We start from the raw sequence: 11,176 nt of genomic DNA on the forward strand, positions 1-11,176 counted from the left end.
ATACCATGTAATAGAACTGGAGGATATTATGTGTGATATGTATGATATGTATGAAGAGTTATTGTCAGAAAAAGAAAAGGAAATTGAGCAGTTGGAAGTTCAAGTGGAGCAATGCCAGCAGGAGATTCGCAGGCTTTACAATGTCTGCCGCTGTTATGAAAAAGAAATAAGGCAGGAGTGGGAACTGGTGTCCTTCGAGGATATCCTTAAAAGGCTTGGTGTAGAGGTTTCATTTACAACAGGGCATGGAAAGAGTATAGTTTGGGATGCTGTTTCCATACCAAAACAGAATGCGGAAAATATGATAATTTTGGCTATAAGGCTATGGGCGAAACCTGTGGACCAACAGAATGCCAATGTTCGAAAGGAATCTTAAATTTGCTGACTGAAACGGATGCCACATATGCTAAGGAACGGAGGAAGCGTTGCTTGAAATACAATGAATGGAAGAGAGAGCGGAAAGTACTTGAATCTCTTCCCGCTGGCAGCAGAATCCGATTTATTAATCAGTATGAATTAAGCGGTGGAAAGAAGCCAGGGGATGAAATTATTCTGGTAAAAAAGTACGATAAGGGATGAAAAGGAAACAGGTCTATTGGACGGATGGTTATTACCGTTGGACGACGAACCTGATTCCAGATGAATATGAAATTGTAGCGTAACAGATAAAAGCGGCTTCTGGTTATTCCAGAGGTCCTTTTAGATTGAGATGCAACGGTAAGTTTATCTTTTATATTGATTATGAAATATATAGTTAAAATTGAGTGTCCAAGTAGTACAGAGTGTTTACGAATAAAACAGGAGGAGTGCATTCGTGGTAATGAACATAGTGAAAAGTATTACGTATTAGTGATGAATATTATAACAACATTTTGACATGCTGGCGCAAAGTAAAACATATAATAAAAAAGAAATATTATACAAAAAGAAATAAATTATAACTAAAATGAAAAAAATAATTGACATTTAAAGAGAGAGAGTATATATTATTAGTTGTAAAGCACGTGCAATTACAATATAAATAAGGAGTAAATAGTTTATGAGCGAAAAAAAGACTGAGAAAAATGTAGTCGGAAAAAGTTTTGAGGAATTGAACCAGAGAGAGATGGAAGAGTTCCAGGGACAGGGTGATGATGTTAATGTCGAAACAGTAGTTTCTGTTTCTGTTATCACGACTGCAGCATCATTAATTTTATCGATTATTAATAAGTAAGGAGGATATTTAAGATGGCTGACAATAAAAGAGATGAACTTAAGACTGGTAAAAGTTTTGAAGAATTAACAGTTGAAGAAATGGAAAAATCACAGGGAGCAGGCGGAGATATTAGTCCTGAAACAACAATTCCGTGTGGAGCGGGATTGAGTTTTTCTATTACATTGACATTATCAATTAAGCATTGTTAAAGGAGAAGAAATATGAGTATTGATATTAAGAAAAATAAAGATTTGGATAAAGCAGTTGGAAAAGATTTTGAAGCATTGACTGAGGCAGAAATGAATGAATCACAGGGAGCAGGCGATGACGTGGGCGAAGAAAGTGTATCCTTTTGGGCATCGGCAGCGGTGAGTGGAGCAGTAAGTTTAATTATTTCAAAAATCATGTAAAGGGGTGTATATTATGGCGGAAATTAAAATTGATAATGAAAAATTAATGGCAGGTGTGAAAAAAATTCAGGATAAATATGGATTTGTTACACAAGAAGAATATGCAAAATTTGCAAAGGAAAATCCAGAAAAAACACATGTTGTCATTGGTGAAGCGGGATTAGCACTTATTGATGCTATGGTAGGAAAGCCGTTTGAAGAATTAACGGTTGATGACATGAGCGAACTACAAGGTGCAGGAGCCGATGTGGATCCAGAAACTACTGTTATCTGTTTCCTAGCATCGGCATCAGTAGGAGGAGTACTTAGTGCATTAAAGTGCTAAAATACCCTCTTACATCTGCAGAAAAAGAATATATTTAATCACATAATCAAAAATAAAAATATAAGGATGTTGGACTGTATGAATGCTAATCTTTAGACTAACATCCTTATATAAATAATATACCATAATGAATCTGTGAAAGCAATATAAAATTGTTATATTTATTGTGGTAGTTGTAATGATATAAGGAGAGGGCATAAAAATATGCAACATTTTAATCTAGTGTATGCTTTAAGCATAGAAGAAAGAATAAAAGTTTTGAAAAATATAGACAAAGAAACTATTGACCATTCTAAGGTAAAAAATTGGGAAAATAGGAAATCATTATGTACAAGAAAATTATTTGAAAATTCATTGAAAATGAGAAATCTTTCCAGAGATGATTTTGCTATTGGACTTCAAGAGTTGAGTACTGCAAATAAAGAAAGATTATACGAATATGTTAAAACAACAGAATGGTTTAAGGTGCATAATGAATGCCTTAGCAATCCGGAAGATGATTGGAGTGATTTGACTATCAAGGATTTTTCATATGCATTACGGTATCATATGCAGTATATATCAGATTCTATTAATGGGATTTTAGAAACATATAAAGAGAATGTTCGCATTGCTAATAAAGAGTTTATGCTACAGAAATATCTGTTGGAACTGCTTACGATAAGTATGAAAGTTTTAGTGGCTGACATGCATACTCAGAAGCAAATGAAAAAGTTTATGGGATGTACCGCAGAAGAGAGATTTGCATTCTATTTAAATTTGAGATTTGGTAACCGGGAGAATGTTAAAAAATTTTTCTGCAAATACCCTGTATTGGCAAGGATATTGGCTACAAGGATCTCCTTCCAACTTAAGAATTTAGAAAGTTTTCTGCATGCACTATTTGAAAGTAAAGAAAAAATATATGATGTTTTTGGAGTAAGGGCTGATTCAATAGAAATTATATCTATGGGAGCAGGAGATAGTCATGGAAAGGGTAAGTCTGTAATTATTATTGAAACAAAAGGAAAAAAGTTGGTATTTAAATATAAGGAATTACAGATTGGAGAGGCGTATAATGAATTTTTAAAAAGATTTGAACAATATAGTGTGAGTTCAGACTTTATCAAAATTAAGCGGATAATAGGGAAAGGATACACTATTGAAGAATTTGTTGACCATGAAGAATGTAAAAGGGTAGAAGAAATAAAAGAGTATTATTACAAATTTGGAGAGCAGATAGCTATTAGTTATATGCTTTGTGTTAACGATTTACATTTCGAAAATGTAATAGCTCATGGAAAATATCCTGTTATTATTGATATTGAAACGATGATTCAGAATGTCAATCCTGTGGATACAGAACTTACTGCAATAAGAAAAGTTATGTATCAGGGAACGGAGACAATTTTGGGAACGGGTTTATTACCATCTGGTAATTTTGGTGGAGATAAAAAAGGATTACGATTAAGTGCTTTAAATGGGGGCGCGCAAGTCTTGCCTTTTAAGGTGCTAAAACCAATAAATGACGATTCAGATGAAATGAAGTTTGAATATCAAACACATTCAATTAAAGGTGCAGACAATTTGCCGCATTTAAATGGAAGAGAAATAAACTATGAAGAATATAAGGCAGACATTCTAAGCGGTTTTACAGATGCCATGAATGTATTTATTAAAAATAAATCTGTTATCGTGAAGGATGTAGAGGAACTGTTTTCTAATATTGTTGTGCGGAATGTTTTGAAAGCGACTCAAAAGTATGCTGATATGTTAGATTATAGTTACCATCCTAAATGTATGTATGATTATGTTGAAAGAGAAAAACTTTTTGAGAATATTTGGGGATATCCATATAAGAAATTAGATGTCGTTCCCTTTGAAATTGATGAGTTGCTCGTGAATGATATTCCGATTTTCTTTAATGATACTAGTTCCAGAGATATAATAACTAGTGAAGGAAAAATCATAACGAATTACTATCCGATAAAAGCAATAGACAGAACTTTAAATAGGATTTGTAGTTTGGATGACAATGGTATACAACATCAAAAAAATTTACTTTTGATTGCGCTAAATATGTTTGATGGAACTCCCATAAAGCATGAGTTAAATAATAAATGTATCGAAGATAATGAAAATCGGTTTTGGCTAAATCAAGCGATGAATATAGGCGATTATCTTATAGAACGAGCTGTGAGGGGAAAGGATGGAAGCATTTCTTGGGCTGATATTGTGTCTGAGGATTTTGAAAATTGGAATTATTTTAATATTCCTATAAATCTATATGATGGATTTTCTGGAATATATTTATTCTTTTTGTATCTAAGCCAATTGTCACCAGATAAGAAATATGGTGAAGTGTTATCAGTAATTGAAAAAATGCTTTTAAAGGAGGGAAACCCTAATGTTAAGAATTTGAGTGTATATGAAGGTCGTCTAAGCCCATTATATCCACTATACAATAAGATGAAATTATGTAGAAGTGCGGAGTGCAGAGAACAAATAGATTATTTGTTAAAAGCGGTAGAGGACTCAACTGATATTATGGATAAGGATGATTGGTTAACAGGAAAAGCCGGACTTATTAAAGTGTTAGTTGGTATTTATAAATTTAGTAAGGATCAAGTTATTTTGGACGTAGCGATGAAGTATGCATTGGAAATTAATATAAATAATATATCTACTACGGGATTGGCGCATGGATTTTCAGGTGTTGCACTTGCTTTACTAGAATTAAATAAAGTGTTAGAAAGACCGGATCAGAGATTAATCAATATGATTAATTTGTGCATAAAATTGGAGAATAAATCAACCTCTAGAACTACAGGTGCATGGTTAGATTTGCGAGATGCGAGTAACGAAAAAGATGTGTGGTGTCATGGTGCTGCTGGCATTGGACTGGTAAGACTAAGAATGCTTGAAAGTTTTTATTTGAATAAGGAGCTTTTGATTGAGGATGTCGAAAAAGCAGTGGATTTAGTTGTGGCAGATCGTTTGGATGATGATTGCCTTTGCCATGGCAACATGGGAATAGTTGAATTTCTTAATGAAGTGCTCTCTGCAAAATATATATCCGATGAGTGTAAGAAAAAGGCAGAAATAAAACTAGTCGAGGTTTTGAGTCATTTGAAAACTGGTAAGTATTCAATTCGTGGATTAAAGGGTATGCCTAATTTAGGCTTAATGGTTGGGGTGTCTGGTATTGGATATGAATTCTTGCGTCTTTATAATAGTGATCTACCCAACATTTTGTTATTGGATTAAATAGTAAAGGAGATAATTATGGTGTTTAAAGTGTTAGAGATTGCATTTGCATGTGTTGTGTTATTGATGATAACAAGAAATAAGGAAAAAATGCTAAATAGGTTAGGTAAAGCTTTTGTATGGTTTATTGGTGTTAATGTAGCTTTTACTCTATATTATGCTGCCTATACTTGTAGTATTGTGACAGCGTATTCTGGTTGGAATCCAATAGACTATCTTTCTATTGCGGCATTATGTTGCCTGATAGTAATGGGCTTTGAAATCGTTAAAAGAAATTAAAATATGAATCAAACAATTCTTGTCGGTTAATGTTAGGCAAGAGTTGTTTGATTGTAATAAAAGAGGGATCAATTGTGAAGAAAATAGTTGTATTTGTAGGTGTAGATAAATCAGAGAGCAGTACTTTGCATTATATCAGGGAAGTTCTAAAAGAGGTTAATAAAAAAGTTGAGATTGATGTATCGTATTATACACAAAAATCTCTTAAATTAGAATTATGTAAGGGGTGCTGTCAGTGCTTTTATACACATAAGTGTAATTTGGATCAGATTGATCATATGGATCTATTAAAGAAGGAAATGTTGGAAGCTGATTTTGTTATTTTGGGGAGCCCGGTATACTTGCATAATGTATCTGGAAGCATGAAGAATTTTATTGATAGATTGAGCTATTGGTCACATATTTTTGCTTTGCGTGGGAAAAACGGTATGGTGGTTTCATCGGCGGATAGTAATGGTGGGCGACTTGTGGTAGATTATCTGGAACGTGTAATGGCATTTTTCGGGTGTCCTGTTGTTGCAAGTGCTAACATTTTTTCTGTTTATAATTATGATGATGGTTTGATTGAAGAACATGCGGAAAAGATTGTTGACAGTTTAAAATGTCCGATTAAGAGTAACAAAATTATTGATGCTATCTATATAACATTAAAAAAAATAATGGAGTGCAGAGCAGAACGTGAAAATGATGTAGAGTACCAGTATTGGAAAAAAAATCACTTTTTTGATGTGGGTTCTTTTGAAACTCTGATTAAATGATGTTCTTCTATACATGATTTATAAAGATCAGTTTTTTATTGCTGGTCTTTTTATATTTTTCTTAGATTATAAATAGTGCTATATTCGACAAGTGGAATATAAATATTTCTAAATAAAAAAAATACTTTACATTTTAAAATAAATAATGTACAATTTGTGTATAAAAAAGATGTATTAAAATGTTAAAGAAGGAGGATTAAAATGTTAAAGAGCAGAAAAAGAGTTAAACAATGTGTTACAAGAGGCATTAATTGCCAAAAACTTGAAGAAGAGGATCTGAAAGATATTTATGGTAGCGGAAATAGTCAGATTAGGTATATATCTAATGAGTATATCCAGGCAAGAATTTTAAAAATGAGGGCAGGTGTTTAGAATGATGAATATATATGCGGGCATGTTATCTGAAATAAAAAACCAGTCGTCTGCTGAGTATAAGGAAATATCTAATATTGAAATGCAATCTATACAAGGAAGTGGAATAGATGATGAAAGTAAAATTTCGGAACACAATTTTGCAGCGAGAATATTAATGGGGGGAACTGTAAATGTGGAGTAGAAAAGTTAAGTTCGTAGAGCAAAGCGAGCATAGTGAATGTGGTATTACTTCTATTACGATGATACTCAACTATTTAGGGATACCTGTGAGTCTTAATTTTCTGAGGGATAAATATGGCGTGCCAAAAGGAGGAAATACATTATTTCATTTGAAATCGATATTCCAGGATTTCGGCATAAGTACTTCTGGATTTAAGGTAAATGATTTGAAGTTTTTTAAAGAAAATAATCGTCCGTGTATTCTGTTTTGGGATAATAAACATTACGTTGTGTTTGAAAGAATAAAATTTAATAAAATTATTATTGTTGATCCGGCGTTAGGAAGAAAGAAATATTCTTATAAAGATTTTTGGGAACACTTTTCTTCTGTTGTATTGGTACCTGTAGGAATGGATAAAGACTTGCATCTGGATTATAAAATAGAGAAAAAGAAGAATATATTGGTTTCTATATTATTTAAACAGAAACTAAAAATAGTTGGATTAATTCTATTTACTTTGTTGATTCAATTTTTTGCATTGGGGATTCCGGTTATAACACAACGAGCTGTGGACAATTATAAGATTTTGTCACAAGATTTGACAGTTACTGAGATTATGATATTAATTGGAATGGTTTTTGGTGTATACTATGTTTTGCAAATTTTTAGAACCATTTTAATTGCAAATTTTCAAAATTATTTTGAAAAAAATCTTATGACTGAATTTATGAAAAAAATTATGTCCTTGCCTTTAAGTTTTTTTGTAAATAGATCAACTGGAGATTTGATATTTCGTTCTAATTTAACAACATATATTCAACAATTGCTAAGTAGTCAATTGATTACGACAATTATTGATATGGTATTTGTTGTGGCATATTTATCATTGATGATTAGTTATTCTGTACAGCTGACAGTAGTTAGTATGTTTGGAATTGCAATAATTATAGTATCATCATTTTGTAACACAAAGCGTTATCAATATCTAACAGATAAAGAACTAACATTACATTCTAAAATTCATAGAACATTGGTAGAGTTGTTTGAGGGGATGGAAACAGTAAAGTCTATTGGAGCAGAAAAACAATTTTATGAAGACTGGGAAAAGAACTTTATTGAACAATTAAAAGTTCAGATGAGTAAAAATAGAGCATCGGGTTTTATTGGTAATATTGCAACAGCTACACAATTTATAATGCCATTAATGATTATGGGAGTGGGAATTTATGGAATAAGTAATGGATCTTTGACAGTAGGAGAATTAATTAGCTTTAATGCAATAGCTACAGCATTTGTTACTCCTATAATAACAATTATGGGTTCGTATTCTTCAATCATGTTATTGCAATCATATTTTGGTAAACTTTCGGAAATTCTTGAACAAAAAGTTCAGAATGAGGATAGTAAAGAAGTATTTGATGAAGATTATGAGTCTATAGAATTAAGAAATGTAAGTTTTCAGTATAGCAAATTTGAAGACCCCATATTGAAAAATATTAATATATCCATTGGAAAACATGAGAAAGTAGCAATTGTAGGACCGAGTGGATCTGGAAAAAGTACTTTAGTCAAGGTTTTGTCTGGTTTGTATTCTCCATCAGAGGGAGAGGTGTTGCTAAACGGGAAGGACATCAAAGGGCTCACACAAGAGTCTATTCGTCAAAAGGTTAGTATGGTTAATCAAAATCCGGCTATTTTTAATATGAGTCTAAAGGACAATATACTTATGAATAAAAGCGAGGTTGATGAATCCCTTTTTATGGCAGCTGTAAAAGATGCAAGAGTAAATGAGATAATTGATATGTTGCCGATGGGATATGAAACACAGGTATCCGAAGGCGGAATGAATCTATCTGGTGGACAAATGCAAAGAATTGCTATTGCAAGGGCTATTGTTAATACTCCAGAGTTGATGTTAATGGATGAACCAACGAGTGCTTTAGATAATATTTCTGAAAATTATATTATGAATAGAGTTAAAGAATATGATTTTCCTTGTGTCGTTGTTTCGCATCGTTTGAATACTATACAGCATTTTGATCGAGTTATTGTGATGTACCAAGGGAGAATCGTAGAAGAGGGTACCCATGATGAATTAATGAAAAAAAGAGGACTATATAGTTACATTTATTCAGGGAATCTTGAAGCAAGTGAATTGAAAGGAGAGCAGGCAATTGGGTAGGATAAAGAAAGTTTTAATAGGTGTATTTATTAGTATAGTAATGTTATCAAATAATGTATTAGCAGATACTGTGAAGGATATAAATGGCAAAGAGGCATTTGGTCAATCTGAACAAGTAGATATAGAATTTGCAGATGGTAAATTGTTAGAGAAAAATTACGAGGTAGCAGGAGTGGTTGATGATGAAAGTCTTTTTAATGAAGGAGTGGTAAGCTTAAATTCTAATTTCATGGATAATGATCTTATAAGTTCGGAAGAGTTTTTGGCGGATGATATGGAAAATTCAGAATTTGTAGAGTTTGATTTGATTCTAAAAGAGAGCGCTGATTTGGATGAGTTTATACAATGTGTATATGAGATATCAGAAGAAATTAGTATCTCTCTCATTGAAGAAATAGGTTTAATCCATGTGAAATTACCTTCAAGAATGACTAAAGAAGAATTCTTAAATGCGAGTTCAATTCAACCATATGTTGAGTTGTATGGAGAAATGCCGGATATGGAAATGCCTCAAGCTCCTTTGAATGCAATTGATTTTAATACAACAATTGGAAGAAGCATTCCTAGAACTCGTTCGGTGGAAACAGATTTGTTTGATACTATGGCATGGCATGTGGACGAAGTAACTTCTGATGGTGAGTCTTTGCAGATATCTCAGGGAGATGGAATAAAAATAGCCATTATAGATAGCGGTATAGATTACAACCATCCTATACTTTCAGGAAAAATTGATACATTAACATCTAAATCTTTTGTGACGGGAGAGTTAGATGTAAGTGATAAAAATGGACATGGTACTGCTGTGGCCGGTATTATTGCACAAATAGCACCCGAAGCAACATTAACTTCATATAAGGTAATTGGTGAATCAACAGGAGATTCAGAATGGACTATAGAAGCATTGATACAAGCAGTGGATGATAGAAATAATATTATTAATATGAGTTTGGGAACATATAAATGTATTGACGTTGATAGCGAAAACATGACTATTTTAGCTTTTGAGAGAGCGGTTGAATATGCAGAGGCAAAAGAATGTATTGTTGTAGCCTCCGCAGGTAATAGTAGCTTAAATCTTGATCATTATTTTGAAACTGAGCATATTAAACATTTACCAGGGAGTATTGCGGGTGTGATTACTGTTTCGGCTACAAATGGAAACTATCTTGCTTCATACAGTAATTATGGAACGGAAATTGACATATGTGCACCAGGGGGCGATTTAGTGTATGAAGGAGAATATATTGATCTTAGCAAGTGGATTTATTGTTTATATCCAACTACAATGGATAATGGTCTTTCTGCTTATGGAATACCACAAGGATATTCATTTTCTTATGGGACTAGCTTATCGGCACCAACTGTATCCGCTGCTTTGGCTGACATTTGGGCTATGGATGTTAATATGGGGACTCAAGAAACAATTAGCTATCTCAAAAATGGTGCTACTGATTTAGGAGCCATCGGTAATGATATACAATTTGGAGCAGGAGAGATTAATATAAAAGCATCTTTAGATTTAGTAGCAAATTGAAAATTATATGAAAGAAAGGTACATCATCGGAGCAGTTGGATTATAGCTGCTCCGTTTGAGTATTGTAGATTGGTAGGATAGAGTTATTTGAGTATACTTGATTGGAGTTTTGGGTAAAGGTAAATTGGTTTTAAAACGGATGTGTTGATAAGAAAGAAGTAATTCATTAAGTAGTTTGTTGAATTATGACTATTAGTTTGAAGTAGTATTTGTTTTGAAATAACATGGGATTTCCGACATATCGAAAATCATGTAATGTTTTTTGTGGATTTTACCGTGTGTGTCTCTTTTTTCCTAATACATAATTCAATTTGTACTATATGAAAAAAATCATTTACAAAATAGATGAAAAATGTTACTATAATAAATAAAAAGTGAGGTGAGAAGATGGCAATAAAAAAATACAAAATGGATACAGAAATTCATGTTTGGCGTGCGAAAAAGCGAATGACACAACAAGAACTTGCGGATCTTGCAGGCGTATCACGACAGACGATAATGCAGTTAGAAAAGAATAAGTATAATCCATCTCTCATGTTGGCATATACTATTGCACAGATATTGGATGCTGGCATAAATGACTTGTTTATTTTTAAAAAGGAGGATTGACGATATTGAAGATTTTTAATAAAATTCTATAAATGAGCAAGTTCGTGATTTTGCATAAAAGAAAGACACCTCGATTCCGTGTGTTGTATAATGAAAGTGCCTA

The 11,176-nt window shown here is 32.7% G+C and carries 14 protein-coding genes; all 14 read left to right on the plus strand.

Going from position 1 to position 11,176, the window contains the following annotated elements; genetic code table 11:
* The first annotated feature begins 28 nt into the window (after positions 1 to 28).
* The 14 genes from NFS18_RS15805 (at position 29) to NFS18_RS15870 (ending at position 11,073) form a co-directional block, all read left to right on the plus strand.
* Complete coding sequence (locus NFS18_RS15805; protein ID WP_251392007.1) at positions 29 to 376, plus strand: hypothetical protein; 348 nt, start codon at positions 29 to 31, stop codon at positions 374 to 376.
* A 53-nt stretch (positions 377 to 429) separates the two neighbouring features.
* On the plus strand, positions 430 to 579 hold the full coding sequence (locus tag NFS18_RS15810) for a hypothetical protein (protein ID WP_251392009.1): 150 nt from the start codon (positions 430 to 432) through the stop codon (positions 577 to 579).
* A 460-nt stretch (positions 580 to 1,039) separates the two neighbouring features.
* Positions 1,040 to 1,213 (plus strand): lichenicidin A2 family type 2 lantibiotic, encoded by a 174-nt coding sequence (locus NFS18_RS15815; protein ID WP_251392018.1) that lies wholly within the window; start codon positions 1,040 to 1,042, stop codon positions 1,211 to 1,213.
* A 14-nt stretch (positions 1,214 to 1,227) separates the two neighbouring features.
* A complete protein-coding gene (locus NFS18_RS15820; protein ID WP_251392020.1) occupies positions 1,228 to 1,404 on the plus strand; it encodes a mersacidin family lantibiotic in 177 nt (58 codons plus the stop codon).
* Between the two features lie 12 nt (positions 1,405 to 1,416).
* Positions 1,417 to 1,605 carry a mersacidin family lantibiotic gene (locus NFS18_RS15825; protein WP_251392022.1) on the plus strand — a complete coding sequence of 63 codons (189 nt, stop codon included), beginning with the start codon at positions 1,417 to 1,419 and terminating at the stop codon, positions 1,603 to 1,605.
* A gap of 13 nt (positions 1,606 to 1,618) precedes the next feature.
* Entirely contained in the window at positions 1,619 to 1,930 is a 312-nt protein-coding gene (locus NFS18_RS15830; protein WP_251392030.1) for a mersacidin family lantibiotic, read from the plus strand.
* 204 nt (positions 1,931 to 2,134) lie between these two features.
* Positions 2,135 to 5,176 (plus strand): type 2 lanthipeptide synthetase LanM family protein, encoded by a 3,042-nt coding sequence (locus tag NFS18_RS15835; RefSeq protein WP_251392032.1) that lies wholly within the window; start codon positions 2,135 to 2,137, stop codon positions 5,174 to 5,176.
* Positions 5,177 to 5,194: 18 nt separating this feature from the next.
* On the plus strand, positions 5,195 to 5,455 hold the full coding sequence (locus NFS18_RS15840; RefSeq protein ID WP_251392034.1) for a hypothetical protein: 261 nt from the start codon (positions 5,195 to 5,197) through the stop codon (positions 5,453 to 5,455).
* A gap of 74 nt (positions 5,456 to 5,529) precedes the next feature.
* Positions 5,530 to 6,213: a flavodoxin family protein gene (locus tag NFS18_RS15845; protein ID WP_251392042.1), complete on the plus strand. Its 684-nt coding sequence runs from the start codon at positions 5,530 to 5,532 to the stop codon at positions 6,211 to 6,213.
* 201 nt (positions 6,214 to 6,414) lie between these two features.
* A complete protein-coding gene (locus tag NFS18_RS15850; protein WP_251392044.1) occupies positions 6,415 to 6,585 on the plus strand; it encodes a hypothetical protein in 171 nt (56 codons plus the stop codon).
* Between the two features lies 1 nt (position 6,586).
* Positions 6,587 to 6,769: a hypothetical protein gene (locus NFS18_RS15855; RefSeq protein ID WP_251392046.1), complete on the plus strand. Its 183-nt coding sequence runs from the start codon at positions 6,587 to 6,589 to the stop codon at positions 6,767 to 6,769.
* The gene (locus NFS18_RS15860; protein ID WP_251392048.1) at positions 6,759 to 8,930 is read left to right on the plus strand and encodes a peptidase domain-containing ABC transporter; all 2,172 of its coding nucleotides are present in this window, start codon (positions 6,759 to 6,761) and stop codon (positions 8,928 to 8,930) included. The genes NFS18_RS15855 and NFS18_RS15860 overlap by 11 nt, the downstream gene beginning before the upstream one ends.
* Entirely contained in the window at positions 8,923 to 10,464 is a 1,542-nt protein-coding gene (locus NFS18_RS15865) for a S8 family peptidase (RefSeq protein WP_251392050.1), read from the plus strand. The genes NFS18_RS15860 and NFS18_RS15865 overlap by 8 nt, the downstream gene beginning before the upstream one ends.
* Positions 10,465 to 10,851: 387 nt before the next feature.
* Complete coding sequence (locus tag NFS18_RS15870) at positions 10,852 to 11,073, plus strand: helix-turn-helix transcriptional regulator (protein ID WP_251392052.1); 222 nt, start codon at positions 10,852 to 10,854, stop codon at positions 11,071 to 11,073.
* Positions 11,074 to 11,176: the final 103 nt, after the last annotated feature.

It is taken from the genome of Mediterraneibacter agrestimuris (assembly GCF_943193195.1).
In the GTDB taxonomy this organism is placed as follows: domain Bacteria; phylum Bacillota; class Clostridia; order Lachnospirales; family Lachnospiraceae; genus Schaedlerella; species Schaedlerella agrestimuris.